Origin of the sequence: Campylobacter concisus UNSWCS, from assembly GCF_000466685.1 — a bacterium.
GTDB lineage: Bacteria > Campylobacterota > Campylobacteria > Campylobacterales > Campylobacteraceae > Campylobacter_A > Campylobacter_A concisus_A.
The window spans coordinates 22993-44852 of record NZ_ANNG01000044.1 but is presented as its reverse complement, the minus strand read 5'-3'; the positions used below and the strand labels follow the sequence as shown (position 1 = coordinate 44852).

The 21860-nt window shown below is 39.9% G+C and carries 21 protein-coding genes; 15 read left to right on the top strand and 6 right to left on the bottom strand.

Annotated features, from left to right (window positions below):
- The first annotated feature begins 47 nt into the window (after nt 1–47).
- Genes UNSWCS_RS09405 through UNSWCS_RS09375 form a run of 7 tightly spaced genes read left to right on the top strand, consistent with a single transcriptional unit; the run spans nt 48 to nt 6892 of the window.
- Nucleotides 48–1427 carry a Fe-S-containing protein gene (locus UNSWCS_RS09405; protein WP_021088321.1) on the top strand — a complete coding sequence of 460 codons (1380 nt, stop codon included), beginning with the start codon at nt 48–50 and terminating at the stop codon, nt 1425–1427.
- Nucleotides 1424–2716, top strand: a complete 1293-nt coding sequence (locus tag UNSWCS_RS09400; RefSeq protein ID WP_021088298.1) for an ABC transporter permease — start codon at nt 1424–1426, stop codon at nt 2714–2716. Before UNSWCS_RS09405 ends, UNSWCS_RS09400 begins: the two co-directional genes overlap by 4 nt.
- Nucleotides 2703–3845 carry an ABC transporter permease gene (locus UNSWCS_RS09395; protein WP_021088316.1) on the top strand — a complete coding sequence of 381 codons (1143 nt, stop codon included), beginning with the start codon at nt 2703–2705 and terminating at the stop codon, nt 3843–3845. The genes UNSWCS_RS09400 and UNSWCS_RS09395 overlap by 14 nt, the downstream gene beginning before the upstream one ends.
- Nucleotide 3846: 1 nt before the next feature.
- Nucleotides 3847–4536, top strand: coding sequence for an ABC transporter ATP-binding protein (locus UNSWCS_RS09390; protein WP_004317741.1), 690 nt, complete (start codon nt 3847–3849; stop codon nt 4534–4536).
- The gene (locus UNSWCS_RS09385; RefSeq protein WP_021084538.1) at nt 4526–5020 is read left to right on the top strand and encodes a TlpA family protein disulfide reductase; all 495 of its coding nucleotides are present in this window, start codon (nt 4526–4528) and stop codon (nt 5018–5020) included. Before UNSWCS_RS09390 ends, UNSWCS_RS09385 begins: the two co-directional genes overlap by 11 nt.
- Nucleotides 5021–5028: 8 nt before the next feature.
- Nucleotides 5029–5607, top strand: a complete 579-nt coding sequence (locus UNSWCS_RS09380; protein ID WP_021088293.1) for a hypothetical protein — start codon at nt 5029–5031, stop codon at nt 5605–5607.
- A 31-nt stretch (nt 5608–5638) separates the two neighbouring features.
- Entirely contained in the window at nt 5639–6892 is a 1254-nt protein-coding gene (locus UNSWCS_RS09375; protein ID WP_035143842.1) for a DUF2920 family protein, read from the top strand.
- A 54-nt stretch (nt 6893–6946) separates the two neighbouring features.
- Here UNSWCS_RS09375 and UNSWCS_RS09370 read toward each other — a convergent pair whose 3' ends face one another.
- From UNSWCS_RS09370 to der, 6 genes are all read right to left on the bottom strand, one after another.
- Nucleotides 6947–9313: a tetratricopeptide repeat protein gene (locus UNSWCS_RS09370; protein ID WP_021088306.1), complete on the bottom strand. Its 2367-nt coding sequence runs from the start codon at nt 9311–9313 to the stop codon at nt 6947–6949.
- Nucleotides 9313–10557 carry a serine--tRNA ligase gene (gene serS, locus UNSWCS_RS09365; protein ID WP_021088289.1) on the bottom strand — a complete coding sequence of 415 codons (1245 nt, stop codon included), beginning with the start codon at nt 10555–10557 and terminating at the stop codon, nt 9313–9315. Before serS ends, UNSWCS_RS09370 begins: the two co-directional genes overlap by 1 nt.
- Nucleotides 10558–10567: 10 nt before the next feature.
- Nucleotides 10568–11008, bottom strand: coding sequence for a hypothetical protein (locus UNSWCS_RS09360; RefSeq protein ID WP_021088323.1), 441 nt, complete (start codon nt 11006–11008; stop codon nt 10568–10570).
- Between the two features lie 8 nt (nt 11009–11016).
- On the bottom strand, nt 11017–11982 hold the full coding sequence (gene trpS / locus UNSWCS_RS09355) for a tryptophan--tRNA ligase (RefSeq protein WP_035143840.1): 966 nt from the start codon (nt 11980–11982) through the stop codon (nt 11017–11019).
- A gap of 716 nt (nt 11983–12698) precedes the next feature.
- Nucleotides 12699–13220: a shikimate kinase gene (locus UNSWCS_RS09350; protein ID WP_021088274.1), complete on the bottom strand. Its 522-nt coding sequence runs from the start codon at nt 13218–13220 to the stop codon at nt 12699–12701.
- Nucleotides 13201–14589 (bottom strand): ribosome biogenesis GTPase Der, encoded by a 1389-nt coding sequence (der, locus tag UNSWCS_RS09345; RefSeq protein WP_021088273.1) that lies wholly within the window; start codon nt 14587–14589, stop codon nt 13201–13203. The genes UNSWCS_RS09350 and der overlap by 20 nt, the downstream gene beginning before the upstream one ends.
- 152 nt (nt 14590–14741) lie before the next feature.
- On the opposite strand from der, the gene UNSWCS_RS09340 reads away from it, so the two are divergent.
- From UNSWCS_RS09340 to ribH, 8 genes are all read left to right on the top strand, one after another.
- Complete coding sequence (locus UNSWCS_RS09340) at nt 14742–15632, top strand: DMT family transporter (protein ID WP_004317649.1); 891 nt, start codon at nt 14742–14744, stop codon at nt 15630–15632.
- A 15-nt stretch (nt 15633–15647) separates the two neighbouring features.
- The gene (locus UNSWCS_RS09335; protein WP_035143839.1) at nt 15648–16697 is read left to right on the top strand and encodes a hypothetical protein; all 1050 of its coding nucleotides are present in this window, start codon (nt 15648–15650) and stop codon (nt 16695–16697) included.
- Between the two features lie 10 nt (nt 16698–16707).
- Nucleotides 16708–17508: a 3-deoxy-8-phosphooctulonate synthase gene (gene kdsA / locus UNSWCS_RS09330; protein WP_021088300.1), complete on the top strand. Its 801-nt coding sequence runs from the start codon at nt 16708–16710 to the stop codon at nt 17506–17508.
- Nucleotides 17509–17521: 13 nt separating this feature from the next.
- Nucleotides 17522–18040, top strand: coding sequence for a hypothetical protein (locus UNSWCS_RS09325; protein ID WP_021088281.1), 519 nt, complete (start codon nt 17522–17524; stop codon nt 18038–18040).
- Between the two features lie 4 nt (nt 18041–18044).
- Nucleotides 18045–18374 (top strand): DMT family transporter, encoded by a 330-nt coding sequence (locus UNSWCS_RS09320; RefSeq protein ID WP_021088292.1) that lies wholly within the window; start codon nt 18045–18047, stop codon nt 18372–18374.
- Nucleotides 18371–18694, top strand: a complete 324-nt coding sequence (locus UNSWCS_RS09315) for a DMT family transporter (RefSeq protein WP_021088286.1) — start codon at nt 18371–18373, stop codon at nt 18692–18694. The genes UNSWCS_RS09320 and UNSWCS_RS09315 overlap by 4 nt, the downstream gene beginning before the upstream one ends.
- Before the next feature lie 209 nt (nt 18695–18903).
- Entirely contained in the window at nt 18904–21336 is a 2433-nt protein-coding gene (locus tag UNSWCS_RS09310; protein ID WP_021088278.1) for a TonB-dependent hemoglobin/transferrin/lactoferrin family receptor, read from the top strand.
- A 53-nt stretch (nt 21337–21389) separates the two neighbouring features.
- Nucleotides 21390–21860, top strand: a complete 471-nt coding sequence (gene ribH, locus UNSWCS_RS09305) for a 6,7-dimethyl-8-ribityllumazine synthase (protein ID WP_021084559.1) — start codon at nt 21390–21392, stop codon at nt 21858–21860.

Here is a 21860-nt window from a genome sequence, read left to right as displayed (position 1 = left end):
TTTGGGGCGTTCTCGCCCCTTTTTAAAAATTCTCATAGGGTTTAGTTATGTCAATTTACTTCTATCAGGTCTTTTTAGCCCTCCTTGGATTTACGCTTTTTGCTGCCTTAAATAACAATGGCAAAAGTTTAAAAACGATCTTTTTACCGTCATTTCTTGGCGTTGTTGCTGGTGTGCTTATCTTTAAAGCTGCTCGTCATGCGCTTGTTGATGATCAGTTTAAAATTTTCATAGATTCTGTGACACTAGTTTTTCTACTCATTAGCATTTTATGGATATTTTTCGAGCTTAAGATAGCAAAAATCGTAACATTTTTTATTTTAGGCATCGGCTTTGGCTTTGGTTATAGCTCAAGTAGCGCATTGTTCCCACTTTTTGGCGGCGAGCTGCTTGACACGCTTTCAGTCATTAGCTTCTTTTTGATGATCTTTGCGATGATCTTGATACTGTTTTTATTTTTCTTCATTTCAAATTTAAAAGCTAGCATCCCATCATCAGTAGCTAAAATTTTAGCTCTTATCACACTAATATTTTTACTAGTTGATAGAAGCTCACAAACTGCACTTGAGCTTTTACGTGCAGGTGCTTTAAAGATAAGTAGCGAGCTAAATTCTCAAATTTTATCTATCAGCGCAAAAGGCATCTACGTCACAGAATTTAGTGCCTATTTTTACATAGTAGTGATCCTACTTTTATGCATCATCGCACTTTGCTTCATGCCAAAAAGTATCGATAAGAGCACGTTTGGCTCTATCAAATACCGCTTTACAAAAGCCATTAGAGAAAATGTCTTTGACAATGCAAAATTTGCATTTTGTAGCGTTTTAATAGCGCTTGGCTTCTCACTTTATTATGACCTTTACGCATCTCGACCACCTCAAATTTCAGAGCCAATCTTGGTTGAGCCAGTGGGAGATAAATTTATATTTGATGTTGATATGTTAAAAGATAATGAACTTCACAGATTTGCCTACATCACAGATGAGGGCAAACAGATAAGATTTTTCTTGCTAAATCGCTTTAGCGACCGCCCATCTCCTGTCATCGTCTTTGACTCGTGTATGATTTGTGGCGACATGGGCTATATCAAGAAAGGAAACGACCTTATCTGCATCTCTTGTAACGTCAGAATTTTCTTGCCGTCAGTTGGTAAAGAGGGCGGTTGTAACCCGATCCCTATGGCATTTACCTTTGATGGTAAAAATATCATAGTTGATTACAAAACGATCGTCGCAGGGGCAAACTACTTTAGCAAGGTCGTCGAAAAGATGGTGCTTGATCCTGTAAGCCACAAAAAGGTGAGCAATCTTGATTCAAGATCATATTTATACTACGGACGCACATATTTCTTTGAGAGCAACGAAACTCAGGCGAAATTTGAAGCAAATCCAGAAAAATATGTAGAAACAAATGGAACGTTAAAATGAAAAATATGCAACTAAGAATGATAAAAAGCTCGATCACTGGCTCAAAGGTGCAAAAGACGATGGCGTTTATCACCATCTTGCTAGCTGCTCTTTTGATAGCTTGCATGCTAAATATCACGCTAAAAATCGGCGATCAAGTGGCAAGCGAGCTTAGAGGATATGGTTCAAATATCGTCGTTTTACCACGCGGTGAGAGCCTAAGCATCGAGATCGAGGGTAAAAATTTCACCCCGCTAAAATCACAAAATTTACTCCCAGAGGCTGATATCTACAAGATAAAAGAGATCTTTTGGAGAAATAATATCGTTGCTTTTGCTCCGTTTTTAGAGACAAAGGTGAAAGACGCTAAGGGCGATGAGTTTAGCTTTGAAGGAACATATTTTGATAAAAATATCGGACTAAAAGACGAGCCAGAATTTAGCACAGGCGTTAAGAGCTTGTATGGATTTTGGGGTGTTGAGGGCGCTTGGCCAAAAGATGAGAGCATGGATGAAATTTTAGTAGGAGATGAGCTTGCAAAGGCTAAAAATTTAAAAGTTGGCGACAAGCTTAGCCTTGTAGGCAAAAACGGCACAAAAGAGGTTAGCGTGGTTGGCATCTTAAAAGGAGCAAGCGATGAGGCACATAAACTAATAGGCTCGCTTAAACTTGCTGGCGATCTTTCAGGGCATCCTGGCTCATACACAAAAGCTGAGGTCTCAGCCATGACGATCCCAGAAAACGACCTATCGCTAAAAGCAAGAAGAAATTTAGACAACCTTGATAGCGCAGAGTACGATAAATGGTACTGCTCAGCTTATGCGGGATCGATCGCATTTCAGATAGAAGAAAATTTACCAAACGTTAGCGCAAAAGCAAGCCTTCAAGTAAGTGACGCTGAGAGTAATATCGTAAAGAAAATTCAAAGCCTAATGGGTATCGTTAGTATCATCGCTCTTGTGGTTTCAGCCATCGGTATAACGTCGCTAATGACAAGTGAAATTTATCGCCGCAAAAAAGAGATCGGCCTTTTAAAAGCCATAGGCGCAAGCAACTTTGAAATTTACGCCCTTTTTGCTAGCGAGAGCCTTGTGGTTGCCTTTTTTGCGGGCATCACGGGAGCATTTTTAGGATACGCGCTAAGCTACGTGATGTCTTACATCATCTTCTCTCACGGCATAGGCATAGCATGGATCGTGCTGCCAATTAGCGTGGCGTTTGCCCTGCTCATCTCAGTCGTTGGCTCGCTAATGCCAATGAGAAACGTCATAAATTTACTACCTGCGGAGGTGCTATATGACCGCAAATAGCAAATTCTTTTACAATCTGATCTACAAAAGCCTAAAAAATGGCTCATCAAGGGTTATGGTCATCGTGATCTCGATCTTGCTTGGAGCGTGCGTGTGTGCAGCATTTGTCAATGTCTATCTGGATATCGACTCAAAGGTCTCACGCGAGCTAAAAACTTATGGTGCAAATATGATCTTTGCTCCAAAAGATATGGCGACAAGTGATGATATGAGCGAAAAAACCTATAATGAAATGATCGCTAAGGTGCCAAAAGATAAGCTTCTTGGCGAGAGCGGTTATCTCTTTGCTCAGGCAAATATCGGTCCGACAAATGCCATCGTCATGGGGACAAAATTTAGCAATCTAAAAAAGGTTAAGCCGTTTTTAGATGTTAGAGATGGAACTATGATAAATGTCGATTTTGACGACAAAAACGTGCTAATAGGCGTCGATCTTGCTCGTCAAGCTGGCTTTAAAGCAGGCGATGATATAGAAATTCGTGCCATTGGCTCAAATGAGAGCATAAATGTAAAGATAAAAGGCGTAGTGGCAAGTGGCGACAAAGAGGACGCCCTTTTGATCACGTCGCTATCTTTGGCTCAGAAAATTTCAAACAAAGCTGGCAAGATAAACTATGCTGAAGCTGTTGTGCTTGGAAATTTTGACGAGATAACATCGCTTGCAAAGATTATTAGCAACGACGAAATAGTCGCAAAACCAGTGGCAAAGGTTTCAAAGTCTGAAGGCTATATCTTAGAGAAGATCAAACTTCTAATGGCACTTGTGAGCCTCGTTATCTTACTCATTACTTCAATGTGCGTAAATACAACGCTTAGTGCTATCTTGCTTTCAAGGTCACGTGAGATCGCACTTCTTAGAGCTATAGGCGCAAGCAAAAAAGATGTATTGAGGCTATTTGGCTTTGAGACATTTGTGACAGCGCTTATCTCAGCGTTAGTTGGAGCGTTTTTAGGTTATCTACTAGCTCAAATTTTAGGTTATGCGATATTTGATTCTAGTATTGATTTTAGAATTCTAAGCATCCCAGTAGCTGTGGTCATATCACTTCTTTTTGCAGCGATCGCAGCGTTTTACCCGATTAAGCGGGCACTTAATAACAAAATGGCAGATACACTAAGAGGAGAATGATATGCAAAATGCACTAGAACTTAAAAATATTTGTAAAATTTTTGGCGATGTAAAAGCACTTGATGATATAAGTTTTGAGGTTAAAAAGGGCGAGTGGGTCAGCGTCATGGGACCAAGCGGTAGTGGTAAGAGCACACTTGTAAATATCCTTTCTCTAATGGATACTCCAAGTAGTGGCGTCTATATGCTTGGCGGCGATGATGCGAGCAACCTAAATGCCGATGATACGCTTAAATTTAGACGTGAAAAGATCGGACTTGTCTTTCAGCAGTTTCACCTAGTGCCATATCTTAGCGCGCTTGAAAACGTGATGATAGCGCAGTATTATCATAGCTCAGTCGATGAAGAGGACGCTAAAAAAGCCCTTGAGGCAGTTGGTCTCTCTCACAGACTCACACACAGACCAAGTCAGTTAAGTGGCGGCGAGCAACAACGCCTTTGTATAGCGCGCTCGCTCATAAACGATCCTGAAATTTTAATAGCAGACGAGCCAACTGGTAACCTTGACGAGGCAAATGAGAGGATCATACTTGATCTATTTTGCAAGCTAAGAAAAGAGGGTAAGACGATACTTCTAGTCACTCACAATCCAGATCTTGGCGAGTATGGCGATAAGATCGTCTATCTAAGACACGGCAAACTAGAGAAGATCCGCACTATCGAAAATCCAAAGGTGCCAAATGCGATATAAAATTTTACTTTTATGTCTAGTCTCAGCCCTAGTTTTGGGCTGCGTCAAACAGTATGAGAAGCATCATATCACGCTAAATGACTCAAGTGGCATCGACACGCAGTTTTTCCCTACCGAAAAGCGCCTAAAGATAGGCGATAAGCCATATATGCTCTTTTTCTTTGGCACGGACTGCGGAGTGTGCAAGGCTGCGATCCCTGATCTAAACGCGCTTGAAAAAGAGTATGGCAAAGAGGTTCAGTTCATTGGCATTTTAGGGCCTAGCAAGGGCTTTGATAAAGATATCGAGCTTTTAAAAGAGCACAACATCACCTTTAAAACTACAAGCGACAAGGTCTCGGTGGATTATTTCAGCAAGGCAGTTGGTGGCGTTATGGGCGTGCCAGTTATCTATTTTTTTGATAAAGATGGTAAGATGCGATCAAAATTTATCGGTCTTACACCAAAAAGTGTGCTTGAAGGTGCTATAAGATCGCTCTTATAGGAGTGAAGATGAGAAATTTCTTTTTATTTGTCCTAGTGGTGTTTTTTGTCGGATGTGCTAGCAGCACGCCAAATATCTCGGTAAAAACGAGCGATCCGATATTTTTTACGCTTAGTGAAACAAACAAAAGCGTCTATGTAAATTTTAAAAATAGCGCGACTGGACAAGATGTAAATGCTGAAATTTTAAGCGAATTTGCAAAGGCTGGCTTTAGAAATGAGCCAAATATCAAAAATGCCGACTTCATCATCCTTGGCGACGTGCAAAGCTTTTCTAGGACAACCAAGAGAGATCCTAGATTTTCAATGGGCATGGGATATGGCTTTGGCAGGCCAAGTTTTGGCTTTGGCTACTCGATGTTTTTCCCATTTGACTATGATGACGATGATGACTTTAGCACAAACAGCTATGCTTACTACATGCAAGTAAGCGTGCTAGTGCGTCCAAAAGATGGCGGTGAGAAAGCGACAAACATCTCGCTCATGCAAGCTGGTAATGTCTATTCGCTAAGCTACATCTGGCCATTTTTCAAAGAGCGCCTAGCAAAACAGATCGTTAGCTTTTTCTATAACGTCTCACAAAGATAGAGAAATTTAGCAAAATTTAAAAGGAGTTAAGGTGCTAGTTGATGGAAGCTACGAAATTTTATCTTGTGATGATGTGGAGCTTGGCATCAAAAGAAGCTCTGCTTTGTCCTTTTATGCCTGTTATGACGATGTTAAAGAGGCAAAAGCTCTTTTAGTTATCATCTCTGGTTTTGGAGAGGACTCTGACTCTGGCTATAGAACCCATCTAATGCGAAGCATGGTAGAGTCTTATGATGTGGCATGCATTAGTGTGGATTATCACTGTATAGGCAACCGCCCACAGCTTGGGGCAAAATTTGGGCTTGATGATATAGACCGCGCGATACTAATAAGAGAATTGGCAAAGATCGGTATAACTTTACCTATTGATTTAAAAATAGTTGATAACTATGATAAAACCTGCGTTTTACTTAAAAGTCTTAACGAGGAGATCACTATTAGAAAAGAGAGCGGGGTCTTGCCAGATGATTTTATTTTAGATATCAGTATGACTATGCTGCCGACAAAAAACGAATACCAAAATTTTGGCGTTATGCAAGCAATGGACGTGCTAAATGCCGTGCTTTATACAAAAAAATATATAAATAATGCCAAATTTGAGCATCTACCAGTGATAATGGTAGGCAGCTCACATGGTGGATACTTGGCACATATGTGCGCTAAGATAGCTCCTTGGCTAGTTGATGGGGTGATAGATAATAGCTCTTACGCTATATTTTTATGGAAACTTATTGGTTTTGGAAAGGAGATTGATTTTACTAGGTTTTTTGGCTGTGGCACTGGAAATTTATATGAAAATTTAAATCTTTATTTCTGTGATAAAACTTATTGGACTCTTAATGATAAATCACCATATTATTTTAGTGATGCAAGAGAAGAGATAAGAAACATCCTAAATTTAGATCATTTAACTGTTCAAAGCAGCTATAAAAAGCCAATTTACGTGAGCTATCACTGCATTTATGATAAAGAAGTAGCCCCCGCAAAGGATAAAACCAAGCTTTATGAGACTCTTAAGAAGCTAAAATTTGACGCAACTTTGCATATGATAAAAGATGAGAGCGAGGTTGATGGTAAATTTATAAAGTCTCTAACTCACGGCATGGGGATGTCTTATAAACTGCTTTTGCAAAGAGAGCTTTCTGGCGTTATGAAGAAAATTTTGTCTAAAAAAGATAAAAAAGATGAGATTAATGAAAAATGCATAGAGTATAAGTGTGGTGATTTGCTTTATAAATTTAGTGAAGTCTCAGATCAGATAAGGCTTGAAGTTACTAATATTTAAATTTAGAGCCATTTTATCTAAAGCTAGGCTTTTAAAGACCTAGCTTTAAATTTTCTAGTTATCTATCATAAAATCATAAAATTCGTTGTTATATCCGACGTTTCCTACTTTGCTGTATTGTATAAGAGCTGCTTTTATGTTATCGATTTGCTGATACATAAAACCAAGGGCGGCTCTGTTTTCAACAGCGCTTGGATCATTTAGTTTTGTAAGCTCCAAAAGTGCGATCGCATTTGCTATTTTGTTCGCTCCAGTCGCAGCCACACTCGCTAAAAAGAGCGTGCCAGCGTCATTTATCTTAAACTCGTCTATGACCTCATTATAAAGCTTATAGCTCTCATCAAAGTCATTTGTAAAGATATCCACGTAGGCTAGAGTTTGGATCAAATTTATATTTTTTGGAGCCTCTTTTAGCTCGGCTCTTAGCTTGTCGCGCTCCCTTGTTAGCAGGCCTGAGATCTGAAGTAGCTTGATGTATTGCTTTTTGATGATGTCAGCTCCGTGGTAGAAGGCATTTGAGTCGAGATTTTTATCGATGAAGTAAATTTGTATCGCTTTTGCATACTCTTTGACGTTTTGATCTTTGTTTTTGGAGATGAAATTTAAGATATTTGCGATGATATCATTTGGCAAAATTTTCATAAGCTCATCAGCTTTTTTTGACATTAGTTCATCATTGTTTGAGATTTTAGCGATGATGATATCAAAGGCTAAATTTAGCGTCGTAGGCTCTTTTGGCTCTTCAAGCCACCTTATCATCGCACTTTGGTTGCCGCTAATTAGGCTTAGAAGCGAGGCGTATAAATTTACAGGCTTTAGGCTCTTGTCGTTTTCTAAATTTTCGCCGATCTCTTCAACTAGTTTTGGGTTTAAATTTCTATTTATATCCATGCAGATCGCGCCAAAGATGCCAGAGAGGTGGTTATTTACGTCCTGATGGTAGCTTGCTATAAAGTGCTTTGCTGCAAGGCTAAAATTCCCAAGCTGAGCGTAGCTAAGAGCTAGGTTATACTGCAAGATCGAGTGGTTTGGATAGGCTTTGGCAAGCTCTTCAAAGTCCTTGTTTGCCTCTTTTAAGCGGTAGTTAAGTGCCTTTGCGATGGCTTCGCTAAGTTTGGCATTGACCTTTGAGGCGGCGGCACTTTGGCTAAGGTAGTCATTTGCCGCTGAGGTATCGTCTAAAAAGACGCTAACTCCGCCTTTTCTTATCTGCTCTATGCTCTGTTTCGCGTCAAAAACCTTGTAAGGTGCGAAGTAAAAGAGCGTCTCATAGCGTCTTGTCCTATCAAAAAACATATCGTCGCTAAAGTGCGCCTGAGCTAGGCTAACGTCAAAAAGATCTGGCTTTAGTATCGTTTTTATCTTGTAAATTTTGCTTGGCATAGAGGCGTTGTAGTCATAAACATCTTTGATAAATGCCGCTGCATCGCCATAATCAGCCGTTTTTAGATCGATTAGTGCCTCAGTCATCTTGATAAGATCGATATTTGGCGTGTTTTTAGAAGCCTTTGTTAGATAGTCCCTTGCCTTGTCGTATTTGCCAAGTCTTGCGTAGAGCTGTGCTAGCGTAAAGTCAGCCTTAAACGCCTTTTGTCCCTCAAGCTTAGCTATGGCTCTCTCATCATCTCCAAGAAGCGATAAAATTTTAGCGCTCAAATAAGCATACTCGCCCTTATAGTCCTCTGTGCTAGGGTGAGAGAGAGCTTGCAATGCCTCGTAGTAATTACCCTTGTAATAATTAACCAGCGCATAGTAGTAGCTGTAAAGTGGCGAGCTGTTTTCATACTGCAAAAAGGAGTCTGCAAGCCCTATGTAGTAGTTGAAATTTTTGGTGTTATTTAGCTCAAGCGAGCAAACAGCGGCGTTTATGGCGCTCACTGCGGTGTTTTCTCGGTCAGTTATCGCCTTATTAAACGAGATGATCGCCTCGTCACATTTTTCTTGTTTCATCTGCGAAACGCCTAGGTTGTAGTTTGAAAGTGACTGGTTATAAACAGCTATGTTTTCATAAATTTTTAACGCTTCAAATTTATTGCCACGCTCGTAGAGCTGGTTGGCCTTGTTTATCATCTCATCGATCTTTGAAGCGCCAAAATTTTGCGTTTGGTAGTTGTTTTCTATATTTTTTACGATAGCTGTAGTGTCTATCTCTTCTTTTTTATCTTTTTTTAGCAAAACAATTAGCAAAACAGTGATCAATATGACAAGCACCAAAGCAGCCGCACCGATGATGATAAAGAGCTTTTTCTTGCTTTTTTTTACTGGTATCGGCTCTGGGATGCTCTCATCTTGTAGCACGCCGTCACTTGCGATGCTCTCAAGCGAGACGATCTCTTCAGGCGCCTCGGCTTTTGCCTCCTCAGGCGCTTGCTCTGCTTGCTCGCCAGGTGGTTTTAGAACTACAACCTCGTCATCAGCCACTACATATACCTTTTAAGAACTTCTGGAATTTCGATAGTGCCATCAGCCTTTTGGTAGTTTTCCATTATCGCTATTAGCGTCCTGCCAACTGCCAGACTTGAGCCATTTAGGGTATTTACAAGCATATTTTTCTTGCCATCTTTAAAGCGAATTTTCGCGCGTCTTGCTTGAAAATCACGAGTATTAGAGATAGAGCTTATCTCGCGGTATTTGCCCTGACCTGGTAGCCAAACTTCAAGATCCACCGTCTTTGCGGCACTAAAGCCTAGATCGCCGCTGCAAAGAAGCATGTGGCGGTGAGGCAAACCAAGGCTAGTTAGCAAGTCGCTCGCGCAAGATATCATCTCAGCAAGCACGCCCTCGCTTTGATCAGGCTTTGTGATGCTTACAAGCTCGACCTTTTCAAACTGGTGCTGGCGGATCATACCTCTAGTGTCACGTCCTGCTGAGCCTGCCTCTTGGCGGAAGCATGCTGAGTAGCAAGTCATCTTTATAGGTAGCTGCTCAGCTTCAATGATGGTGTCATTGTATAAATTTGTCACAGGCACTTCGCTAGTTGGGATGAGGTAGAGATCCTCGTCGCGCACTTTGTAAAGATCCTCTTCAAATTTAGGCAGCTGACCGGTGCCAAAAAGTGTGTTTGAGCTTACTAGATAAGGGACATTTACAAGCTCAAAGCCACGCGCGCTGTTAAAGTCGATCATGTAATTAACAAGCGCTCTACTAAGCCTTGCTCCCATGCCGCGAAGCACGGTAAAGCGAGATCCTGAGAGCTTTGCGCCTCTTTCAAAGTCAAGCCAGCCAAGGCTCTCGCCTAGCTCCCAGTGCTCCTTTGGCTTAAAGTCAAATTTAGTTGGCTCAAGCACCGTTTTTATGCAGACGTTATCGTCCTCGTCCTTGCCAAATGGCACGTCATCATCGGTGATATTTGGCACGCTAAATGAAATTTGCTCAAGCTTTTCTTCATATTGTTTAACGATCTCATCAGCATCAGCAAGGGCAGCTTTGTTTAAATTTAGCTCACTTTTAAGCTCGCTTACGTCTTCACCAGCTCTTGCTTTTACGCCAAGCTCTTTGCTCTTTGCGTTTTGGATCGCTTGGAAATTTTCAAGTGCTTTGCGCTTTTGCTTTAGCTCGTTAAAAGTGTGTAAGAGCTCGTCTAGTAGGCTAGCTTTAACGTTTTTGCCCTCTAGTTTTTTTACGAATTCATCGTAGTTTGTCTCAAGTAGTTTTAAATTTATCATTATCCTCTCCTTAAACCATAAACATAACTTTTGCAAGCAAAACTATCGCCACCGCAAGCGTAAGTGCAATAGGGTGGATGTTGCCAAGTGGGCTAGGACGCTTAAATATAAATTTGCAGCTTAAATTTATTATAACCGCAGCTACGATCACCATCGCTAAGCAAAATTTGATCATAAAAGCGATCTGTAAATTTGTCTCAAAGTAGCCTCCAGCCTTGCTGCCGACCCAGTTACTCATCATCATGCCACCAGTTAAAACTAAAAGTAGCACGCAAATAGGCATGATCTTAACAGCTACTGAGCCGATGGCTTGCTTTGCCTTTTGAGCAAGCTCTGGCGGCATCTTTTTGCTCGCCGCTCTTAATATGATCACATCAAAAAATAGATAACCAACAAAGATGATCGCACAAAAAAGGTGAATTATCTGCGCGTAGGGATATAAATTTTGCATATTTTTCCTTATCTGTAAATTCCAACCGCTTCACGCACTTTTTTTATCGTTGCGTGAGCTACATTTTGGGCTTTTTTAGCGCCTAGATCTAAAATTTTAGCCACCTCGTCAGGGTTGTTTTGATAGTGCTCAAATTTCTCTCTTGCATCTTTAAAATAGTCCCAAACAAGCTCGTTTAGATAGGCTTTAAAGTGTCCGTGACCCTCGCTGCCTCGCTCATATCTAGCTTGCAAGTCGCGCTGTCCGCTCTCATCTAAGAAAAGTTTTGCGATGTTATAGACGTTGCAGTTTTGCCACTGCTTTGGCTCTTCAAGTGGCGTGCCATCAGTCACGATGCTTGAAATTTGCTTTTTAAGCGTCTTGGCGTCCGCGAAGATATCGATCGTATTGCCGTAGCTTTTGCTCATCTTTTCGCCGTTTGTGCCAGGCACGGTAGCGACATTTTCGTCAATCTTTGCCTCAGGCAGAGTGAAAATCTCGCCATGTTCGTTGTTAAATTTGATCGCGATATCACGCGCGATCTCTACGTGCTGGATCTGGTCTTTGCCCACAGGCACGACCTGCGCGTTATAAAGCAAGATATCAGCCGCCATCAAAACCGGATAGCTAAAGAGTCCGTGGTGCGAGCTAAGACCCTTTGCGACCTTGTCTTTGTAGCTGTGCGCGCGCTCAAGTAGCCCCATGGGCGTGTGCTGACTTAGCACCCAGTAAAGCTCAAGCACGTCTTTAACGTCGCTTTGCACCCAGAAAATGCTCTTGTTTGGGTCGATCCCAAGCGCCAAAAATGCACACGCAGCGTCAAAAGTGTTTTGCTTTAGTGCCTTGCCGTCGCTAAGGCTGGTCATCGCATGGTAGTTTGCTATAAACATAAACATCTCGTTTTTTTCTTGCATATCAACCATCTGCTTTATCGAGGCAAAATAGTTGCCAAGGTGTAATTTGCCGGAGGGTTGGAGGCCGGTTAATACTCTCATCTTATCCTTTCAAATTTTGGCTTCGTTTTTTGAGCGCCTTTAAATGAGTTTGTAAATTTTAATCATCGACAGGCTAAATGCCTAGTCTTGATTAAAATTTGACTGCACAACATTTAAATTCATCTCAAAACACTTCGCCAAAATGCTTTTTTAAATTTTAACATCAGGGTAGATATTTTTATCTAGTCTAATCTTAAAATTTAGATTGCTAGCCCTCACTTAAAAACAAAATTTCGCCTCGCCTAAACAAAAAATTCTTTGCCAAAGCTTTTAAATTTCAACGTTACATCAGACTTTCTCTAATCTAGTCTAATCTTAAAATTTAACTTGGCTTCAAGTTTAGTTTCGACTTCAAATTTCTACACAACTCTTGTCGCTTTAGCGTTGCGAACAAGTGAAGCAAAAAATCATCTCAAGATACTTCGCCAAAATGCTTTTTTAAATTTTAACGTTACATTAGATTTTTGTATCCAATCTAATCTTAAAATTTATCTCGCAGGCTAAATGCCTAGTCTTGATTAAAAATTTAACAGCACGACATTTGTCACTTTAGCACTCTAACAAATAGAAGCAAAATTTAACTCAAAATTTCGTCAAAATTTCTCACTACAAAACGTTAAATTTGGCTCAACATCACAAATTCCAACACCACGCCAGACAGCCATCTAGCCTGATCTTGAAATTTATCGTTGCAAGCAGCCCACGCCACTTTGCAACTAAACTTTTAAAAGTATCCTTATCTCTTTTACGATCTGCTTTGGGGTCTTGCCCTCGACTTCAACGATATAATCAGCCTTTTTCTCATAGAGCTTCTCTCGCTCCAGATGTAGTGCCTCAGCCTTTTTTAAGTCGCTTAAAAGTGGGCGTTTAGCGAGTTTTTTCTCGCTATTTTTGCTATTTTTTAGCCTTTGCATGATCGCATCAAAGCTTGCTTTTAGATAGATCACGGTACCTATTTTGTTTAAATTTTTAACCTTTGCAAAGCCCCCACCTGTCGAGATGATCGCATTTTTGACATTTGTGGCTAGAAATTTAGCCAGATCTTTTTCAAGCCGTCTAAAATGCTCTTCGCCAAATTCATCAAAGATAGCCTTTATCTTCATATTTTGTGAGCTCTCTAGCAAGTCGTCGCAGTCAAGGTTCATCGTCTTTAGCGCCTTGCTTAGCGCCCTTGCAGTCGTGCCCTTGCCAACGCCCATAAACCCTATCAAAACGATATTATTGTTCTTTGTCTTCATCACTCTCTCCACGTTTTTTAGGGATCAGTACGATAGGCACGCCAGCTAGACTAAAGCTCTCTCTAAGCTTGTTTGTCAGGTAGCGTTTGTAGCTAAAGTGTAGGCATTTTGGGCGGTTCATTATTAGCGCTATCATGATAGGCGCGGTTTTAAACTGCACTGCGTAGTAAATTTTTACGACCCTGCCTTTATCTCGTGGCAGTGGGTGCGCTTTGGTCGCTTCGCCGATCACTTCATTTAGCTTTGATGTTTGGATTTTTTGGGTGTAGTTTTTGTAAATTTCAACTATGAGCGGGTAAATTTTATGCACTCTTTTGCCACCAAGTGCTGAGACGCTGATGATCGGCGTGTAAGAGAGAAATTTAAACCTATCTTTTATCTCTTTGCAAAGCTCGTCAAATTCTTCGCTACTTTTGTCCCATTTGTTTAGCACGATGATGACGCCAAGCTCAAATTTCGAGGCGATGCCAGCTATGCGCTCATCAAGCTCTGTTAGTGGCTCAGAGCTATCAAGCACAAGTAGCGCCACGTCTGTCTCTTCTAAAATTTTCTCAGTTCTATTTAGTGCGTATCTCTCGATGCCCTCGATCTTGCCACGCTTTCTGATACCAGCAGTATCGACAAACTCAAAAACTCTGCCATCATGCTCGTAAATTTCATTGACTGGGTCGATCGTAGTGCCTGCCACGTCGCTAACGACGGCGCGACTCTCTTTTACAAGGGCGTTTAGAAGTGAGCTTTTGCCGACATTTACACGGCCTATGATGCCAACTCTGATGTTTTTGCTCTCATAGTCTATCTCGTCGCTTAGCTCGCCCTCGTCGTTATAGTTTTCTAAAAAATCATCAAAATCATCGCTCGTATCGGCCTTTATCTGCACTTTATCTTCTATGTGCTTTGCTAGCCAGATGCTAAGCTCATCGACGCCGGTGTTGTGGCTTACTGAAATGCCAAATGAGTTTTTTGCGCCAAAACTTACAAATTCCCACTCTCTTTGCTCGTCTTTTTTGCTGTCGATTTTGTTGATGACTAGAGCGATTGGTAAATTTAGCTTGCTAAGCTCGTAAAAAATGGCTTTATCTTCGTCATCTGGCATCATTTTGCCATCGACCATGTATAGGATAACGTCTGAGTTTCTAGCCTCTGCTAAGGTCTTTGCTTTTACGTTTTTAAAAAGCTCGCTGCTATCATCAAGCCCGCCGCTGTCGATTAATATACACTCTTTGCCCTCAACTTCGATCTTAGCTTTATTTGTATCTCTTGTAGTGCCGCTAACGTCGCTTGTTATGGCGATGCGTCTTCTTGCTAGGCGGTTAAAAAGTGAGCTTTTGCCGACATTTGGCTTGCCTACTAATATTACTTTTTGCAAATTTTGTCCTTTTTATGATGGCTGATTATACAAATTTTTCTCTTATATAAAGTATAAAATTACGCTTAAAAGCGCCGAAATAAAAGAAAAAATCAACCAAAATTTAAGCCATTTTTCATTAAAATGAGTGCTTTAAATTTAGAGGTTTTGCGATGTTAAAAAGGTTTTATATTTCACATCTTGGCATTTTTTATATGCTCTTTGCTTGCTTTATGTTTGCCGTGACTGGCGCATTTGCAAAGTATCTGAGTAAAGATATGCCTTCTATCGAAGTTGTTTTTTTTAGAAATTTGATCGGACTTTTCATCGTCATCTATGCCATCTATAAATTTCCATTTAAACAAACTGGCGGACACTTTTTCTTACTGATGTTTCGTGGTTTTGTGGGCACGGTGGCGCTTTTTGCATTTTTTTATAACGTCGCACACGTAAATTTAGCCACAGCCTTTACCTTTCAAAAGACAAACCCGATATTTACAGCCATTCTCGCAGCTATTGTTTTTAAGGAGCGCCTAAGCTCGCTTGGCTGGTTTGCTGTCTTTTTAGGATTTGGTGGAATTTTGCTTGTTATCCAGCCAAATTTAGGTATCAATAAAACCGATATCATCGGCATTTGGAGCGGCCTTGGAGCGGCTATTGCCTACACAAGCGTCAAGGAGCTAAACAAGAGCTACGGCACAAATATCATCGTGCTAAGCTTCATGCTTTGGGGCTCGTTTTTGCCGCTTATTTGCATGGGGATGGCTGAGTTTTTCACCTATGAGCCTCTTGATTTTTTATTTTCTAAATTTGCTATGCCAAGCTGGCACAACGTCGTGTTTATCTTGCTGATGGGGCTTAGTGGCTACTATTTTCAGGCGTTTATGACAAAGGCATTTGCAGTTGGCAAAAAAGCTGGCGTGATCGCTGCGGTTAGCTACGCTGACGTCATTTTTACGCTTATAATTGGCTATTTTATGGGCGATGCGTTGCCAAATCACCTAGCACTCGCAGGTATTGTGCTTGTCGTGGTGAGTGGAATTTTAGTTGTTAAAGAAAAATAAAAATAGGGTAATGCTATGAAAATAGAAATTGGAGAGTCTTTATTTTATTCTTGGCTTCGCCACGTAAAAGAGTGCCAAATAGTGCAAACTAACTGGAAAATTTCTCCAAAATGGGAGATAAAATTTTCAGACGAGTTAGAAAATATAATGTTAAAAACAGATGAGTTTTTTTCTAACAAATACGGATATAAAATTTATAAACAAAATACCTCATTAAATCAACTTTTGCAACAAGCAGAGTGTGATGCACTTGGCGTTTGTATGAGTGATGGAGTTAGTGAAATTTATGCAGTTGATGTTGCTTTTCATGAGTCTGGACTAAATTATGGTGGACTTGATGAAACGGTGGCGAGAGTTGTAAAAAAATGTGTAAGAACAGCTATGTGTATTTATGGATATTTTGGTGTTAAAAAAGCCAATATTATTTTTGCATCTCCAAAAATAAACAAACAAATTTTATATTCCTTGCAACCTTGCGTTATTGATCTAAATGAGATGATGCTTGAAATGGGATTGGAATTTGATTTTAGAATAATTGCTAATGATGACTTTTTAAATTCTGTCTTAAAACCTATTTTGGAAGTAAGTGGCAATATAGCCGACACAGCAGAGCTTTTTATGCGCTCTTATCAGATGCTAACTTTATTTGATAAAAAAGAGCCAAAAAGTATTGAAAAAATCGAAAAAGAGAAGCGAAAAATAGTCTCAAATGCTTATCAATTTTCTAAAGAATATATTGACAACAAAAACAATCAAGATGAATACGCAGAGCTAAAAGTCGGACAAATAGCGCGTATCATAATGAGAGAAATTTTAGAAAGTGGTAGAGTGGGTGCGGATGAGATAAGCAGGCTACAAAGTGAAAAATATAGCAAAGATTATCTCGGGCTAAACTATGCTGCATTAGTTAAGGCAGATAGTGAATATGAAAAAGTTCGCTACTATGCGGTCCCAATAATAATAAATGGCATATACTATAAACTTTGTTCTCAATGGTTTGAAGTGCCTGCAAACGATGATAGACCGCTTTTGATAGATTGGATTAGAAAATTTAGAGAAAAATAAAGGAGAAAATATGATATTAATCGCTGGACCTTGCGTGATAGAGAGCAAGGAACTTGTTTTTGAAGTGGCAAAAAGGCTAGTTAAATTTAATGAAAATCCAAAGCTTGACTTTTACTTTAAGTCTAGCTTTGACAAGGCAAATCGCACGAGCATTAGCTCATTTCGTGGCCCTGGGCTAGAAAAGGGTTGTGAAATTTTGGCTGAAGTAAAAAAGGAATTTGGCTTTAAAATTTTAACCGATATCCACGAGAGCTATCAAGCTCAGCCAGTTGGCGAAGTGGCTGATGTGCTGCAGATCCCTGCATTTTTGTGCCGCCAGACTGATTTGCTCGTGGCAGCTGCAAAGACAAAAGCGGTCGTAAATATAAAAAAAGGGCAGTTTTTAGCGGCATCTGCTATGAAGCACTCTGTTAAAAAGGTGCTTGAAACAAGAGGAGTTAGCGGCGATGGATACGAGGTCGCAAAGGCAAATGGCGTCTGGCTAACGGAGCGAGGTAGTACCTTTGGATATGGAAATTTAGTCGTTGATATGAGAAATTTGGTGATGATGAGAGAATTTGCGCCAGTCATTTTTGACGCGACCCACAGCGTGCAGATGCCAAGCGCACTTGGCGAAAAAAGCGGCGGAGATGCTAGGTTTGTGCCGTATCTTGCAAGAGCAGCAGCTAGCGTTGGGGTGGATGGATTTTTCTATGAGACGCACATAAACCCTTGCGAAGCGCTTTGCGACGGACCAAATATGCTAAATTTAGACGAGCTTGAAAAGGTCGTAAGTGACACACTAAAGATAGAGGAAATTTTAAATTTTTAAACTAAGGAGAGAGATGAAAAGGATTTTAGCGCTACTTTTGGGAGTGCTGTTTTTAGTAGGTTGTGGCTCATCTCAGCCAAAGGTGCCACTTGCTGGCAAGTATAAATTTGAGGGCATTAGCTACACTCATGTGCAGCGCCACGAGCCGACAAAATTTTTCTATCAAAGCCCAAAAATGATCGAAAAAAAGTATAACAAACAAATTTTGGAGGCGCTTACAAAAGAAAATTTGCTCGATCCAAATTCTAGCGACGAGCTAAAGATAAAGATAACTCACCGCAGAGAATTTATAGGCGAAGCGACCTTTGCTAAAAGCGACAGAATGGGCAATATCTACTTTACTTACGAGGTAGAAGTTGTTAGAAATGGCGAAGTTTTGAGGCATTATAGCTCTAGCGAGCTAAGGTTTAACCCTGGAGTCTTTGGAAATTTAAAGGGGCTAGTTGGACAAAATAACGATGATAGCCTTGAAAATAAGGCGATTAGCGCAAATGTAAAAGAGATCGTTGATACCATAAAAGGCATGAAGTAAATTTATGTCAAATAGAGGTTTTTTGTGGATATTTCTTGGTGCGGTGGCTGAGTGTGGCTGGGCGTATGGGCTAAAGCACGCGTCAAATTTAAGTGAATTTTTGCTTACGACGCTACTTGTAAGCATAAGTTTTGTCTCGTTTATGAAAGCTTTAAAGTATCTGCCTGTAAGCATCTCTTATGCTGTATTTGTGGGCTTTGGGACAGTTTTTATCGTCATAGCTGAGATCGTTAGCGACTACGTAGCAAGCGGGGCTTTGCCAAATTTCATTAGGCTATTTTTCATAGCGACGCTCATTTTAGGTGTGCTTGGGCTAAAAGGCATAAAAGAATGATCCATTTTTTAGCGCTTTTATTAGCTGGATGTTGCGAGGTCTCTGGCGTCTTTTTTATCACGAAATTTTCAAAAAGCATAGGCGTAAAAAAGTGGGCAAATTTTATCCTTTTGCTTGGAAATTTCGCCCTTTCTCTAACGCTACTTAGCTATGCGATGCAAACTATCGCTATGTCGGTGGCGTATGCGATCTGGACAGGCATCGGAGCGATCGGAGCAGTAGTGGTTGGCGTAGTTTTTGAAGGTGAGAAGATAAATTTTAAAAAAGCCTTGTTTTTGGCGCTCATCATCTTTAGCGTAGTGATGTTAAAGATCGTTTAAGGAGCCAAATTTTAAATATATTTTTAAAAACAGATAACTTCAAATTTATACACTTATATACTCTAAAAATAATAATATTTAAACTCACTTTCTAAGATACCAGTCACCATAAATATTATTTTTTACAAAATATTGATTTTTAAATTCAAAATAAATTTATAAAAATAACACTACACTTTCAAGTTATTTTTCAAATTTAAGGAGACATTGTGCAAATTTGTAGAATTTTGTTTATCTCTGGTGTGGCGTCCAGCTTTGTCTTTTCATCGCAAGATACGCTGCTAGAAGGTGTTGTAGTAAGTGCGAGTGGTATCTCAGCAAAAAAGACAGAACTTAGTAAAAGCGAGCTAAAAAAAGGTCAAATTTTCTCCGAGCGAGATCTTGTGCGAAACGAAACTGGCGTAACTGTCACAGAAGGCGGTAGAAGCGGAAATAATGGGTATGCCATACGAGGTGTAGATAGCGATAGGGTTTCTTTAAAGATAGACGGAATGGAAGCCGTTGAGAGCTTTATGCCTCGTTCTTACAATATTTTAGGGATATTAAATGGCAATCGAAACAGCACCGAGCTTGAAAACATAAGCAGTGTAGAGTTTGTAAAAGGTGCAAATTCATTAAACAAAGGTAGTGGCGCGATCGGTGGTAGCGTTAGTATGCAGACAAAAAATATTGATGATTTTGTAAGGGATGGGCAAAATGTTGGCTTTTATAGCAAAAGCGCATACGCATCAAAAAATAGTGAATTTAGGCAAGTTGCAGGCGCAGGTATAAAATCAGGTGGTATCGAAGCATTGTTTCAGCATACGTATAAGCGCGGCAAACAGACAAAGAATTTTTACAGCGGCAAGTTAGATGATGTGCCATTTTGTGGGATGGGGACTAGTATAGAGGATTCGTATTTGGCAGATAAATACCCAGAGCTTTGCTCCTTTGGTAGAATTTTGCCCGATGATGTGAGATTTCGCACGCACTCAAATTTGATGAAATTTGGTTATAGGTTTGACTCGCATTTTATAAACACTTCTTATGAAGACTTTAGGCAAAACTATTTTACAGAAGAGAAGAGTAATAGCACCGCAACACTTAATAGAAAGCAAACAAGAGATAGCATCCCCTACAAAAGATATGGAATTTACTACGAGTTTGTACCAGACCATGATACTTTACTAAGTAATTTAAAGGTAAGCTTTTATAAACAAAGAGTGCAGCAGAGGTCAAATTTCACGAGATATCATGCAAACTATCCAAACGACATGCAATACAACTCAAGTTTTGATCAAAAAGATAGCTACGAATTTTTTCAAGATAAAAAACAGTTCGATATAAGTGGCATGAGTGGCGACATTAATGCAGGTAAATTTTCTCACATATTGAGTTTTGGTCTTGGCAGACACATCTCTACCTTTAAAAATAGAAATTTACAACTTAGACAAAGTTTTAATACAAAATGGAGCGGTAGTGGTTTTATCGTAGATCCAGCAAATCCTTTTAAACCAGTTAAAGCAACGGATGTAACCTTTGCTCAGCCAGTAAAAAGCACTCTTGAATATGTTTTTCTGGGAGATGATATGAGCTTAAATGAGGCCTTAAGTCTAAACTATGGAGTTAGGCTTGATAAATATGTTTATAAACCAGAGCAAGCAAATATTGCCTCTGGTGCAGGATATAAAATGGTCACAACACCAGAGCTACAAAAAAGTAAATTTAAGGCCATTACCTACAATGCAGGAGCCCAGTATGATATAAATAACAATGTGAGTGTTAGCTACGCATTTAGTACCGGTTTTCGTGCGCCAAGGGTGGAGGAGATGTATTTTGATACACCAAGGGATAGTACAAGATATGTTAGAAATTTAGAGCTAAAACCAGAAAAAGCCTTTAATCATGAGGTAAGTTTATTGTCATCAGGCCAGAGTTATGCGCTTGCTCTTAGTGCTTTTTACTCCAAATATAGAGATTTTATTGATAGTGATTATGAGGTTGGTATTGATGAGATAGAAGAATTTGATTTTGGAACATGGGAGCTTGTAAAAAAATATAGCAAAAAAAGTCTCGACTTTAAGCATGTAAATGTCGGTAGGGCAACCGTCAAAGGTTTGGAACTAAATTCGCGTGTAAATGGTGATGTGCTAAATTTAAATGAAAATTTATACGCAAGCTTAAAAGCGACCTATACACGTGGCAAAAAAAATGATGGGACTTCACTTATGGCTATTCAGCCATTTACTGCAGTAGCTGGACTTGGGTATAGTGATAATAAATTTGATCTATTATTAACTAGCAAATTTGTAGCAGCTAAAAAAGCAAAAGATGCAGTTTCAAAAATACCACCAAATTTTTCTCAAATAACTGTTGATAGAGATACAGGTAAAGTAACAGGCACAACACAGCCAGAAGCACATAAATTTCTGAGTAAAAGCTATTTTGTCTTTGACTTAACTATGGGTTATAAGATCAGTAAAAATTTCAGCATCAATGCAGGGGTGTTTAATATTTTTAACAAAGAGTATTCTACTTGGGAAAATTTAAGACAGCTTAGATATAACGGCAACCAAAGCTATGTAAAATTTGATGGTACTGGACTTGAGCGATATACTGCTCCTGGTAGAAATTTTAGCGTTTCTTTTGAGATTAGATATTAGCTTTAGTTTAAATAAGATTTTGATAAACTAGGCAAAAAAACTAAGGAGAAAAGATGAAAATAATCGAAGGAAATTTAGCCCTAAAAGGCAACGAAAAGATAGCGATCATAAACGCAAGGTTTAACCACATCATCACAGACCGCTTAGTAGAGGGCGCAAAAGATGCATTTTTACGCCACGGCGGCGATGAGAAAAATTTAACTTTAGTGCTAGTCCCTGGCGCATTTGAGATACCTATGGCGCTTGAAAAGGTGCTTGCAAGCGGTAAATTTGACGCGGTTTGCTGCGTGGGAGCGGTGATAAGAGGCGCAACGCCGCACTTTGACTACGTAAGCGCTGAGACTACCAAAGGCATCGCAAACGTAACGCTAAAATACGCAAAACCAGTCACTTTTGGCGTGCTAACAGTAGATAACATCGAGCAAGCGATCGAGCGAGCTGGCAGCAAGGCTGGAAACAAGGGCTTTGAAGCGATGACGGGCGTTATAGAGATGCTAAATTTATACAAAAAGCTAGGAGAGTAA

Excerpts from the sequence above, each read along its gene's own strand:
- UNSWCS_RS09385 (WP_021084538.1), top strand. The coding sequence starts at position 4,526 with ATGCGATATAAAATTTTACTTTTATGTCTAGTCTCAGCCCTAGTTTTG.
- serS (WP_021088289.1), bottom strand. The coding sequence starts at position 10,557 with ATGATAAATTTAAAACTACTTGAGACAAACTACGATGAATTCGTAAAA.
- UNSWCS_RS09325 (WP_021088281.1), top strand. The coding sequence starts at position 17,522 with ATGAAAAGGATTTTAGCGCTACTTTTGGGAGTGCTGTTTTTAGTAGGT.
- ribH (WP_021084559.1), top strand. The coding sequence starts at position 21,390 with ATGAAAATAATCGAAGGAAATTTAGCCCTAAAAGGCAACGAAAAGATA.
- UNSWCS_RS09360 (WP_021088323.1), bottom strand. The coding sequence starts at position 11,008 with ATGCAAAATTTATATCCCTACGCGCAGATAATTCACCTTTTTTGTGCG.
- UNSWCS_RS09335 (WP_035143839.1), top strand. The coding sequence starts at position 15,648 with ATGAAAATAGAAATTGGAGAGTCTTTATTTTATTCTTGGCTTCGCCAC.
- UNSWCS_RS09390 (WP_004317741.1), top strand. The coding sequence starts at position 3,847 with ATGCAAAATGCACTAGAACTTAAAAATATTTGTAAAATTTTTGGCGAT.
- UNSWCS_RS09350 (WP_021088274.1), bottom strand. The coding sequence starts at position 13,220 with ATGAAGACAAAGAACAATAATATCGTTTTGATAGGGTTTATGGGCGTT.
- kdsA (WP_021088300.1), top strand. The coding sequence starts at position 16,708 with ATGATATTAATCGCTGGACCTTGCGTGATAGAGAGCAAGGAACTTGTT.
- UNSWCS_RS09315 (WP_021088286.1), top strand. The coding sequence starts at position 18,371 with ATGATCCATTTTTTAGCGCTTTTATTAGCTGGATGTTGCGAGGTCTCT.
- UNSWCS_RS09380 (WP_021088293.1), top strand. The coding sequence starts at position 5,029 with ATGAGAAATTTCTTTTTATTTGTCCTAGTGGTGTTTTTTGTCGGATGT.
- trpS (WP_035143840.1), bottom strand. The coding sequence starts at position 11,982 with ATGAGAGTATTAACCGGCCTCCAACCCTCCGGCAAATTACACCTTGGC.
- UNSWCS_RS09320 (WP_021088292.1), top strand. The coding sequence starts at position 18,045 with ATGTCAAATAGAGGTTTTTTGTGGATATTTCTTGGTGCGGTGGCTGAG.
- UNSWCS_RS09400 (WP_021088298.1), top strand. The coding sequence starts at position 1,424 with ATGAAAAATATGCAACTAAGAATGATAAAAAGCTCGATCACTGGCTCA.
- UNSWCS_RS09405 (WP_021088321.1), top strand. The coding sequence starts at position 48 with ATGTCAATTTACTTCTATCAGGTCTTTTTAGCCCTCCTTGGATTTACG.
- UNSWCS_RS09395 (WP_021088316.1), top strand. The coding sequence starts at position 2,703 with ATGACCGCAAATAGCAAATTCTTTTACAATCTGATCTACAAAAGCCTA.
- UNSWCS_RS09340 (WP_004317649.1), top strand. The coding sequence starts at position 14,742 with ATGTTAAAAAGGTTTTATATTTCACATCTTGGCATTTTTTATATGCTC.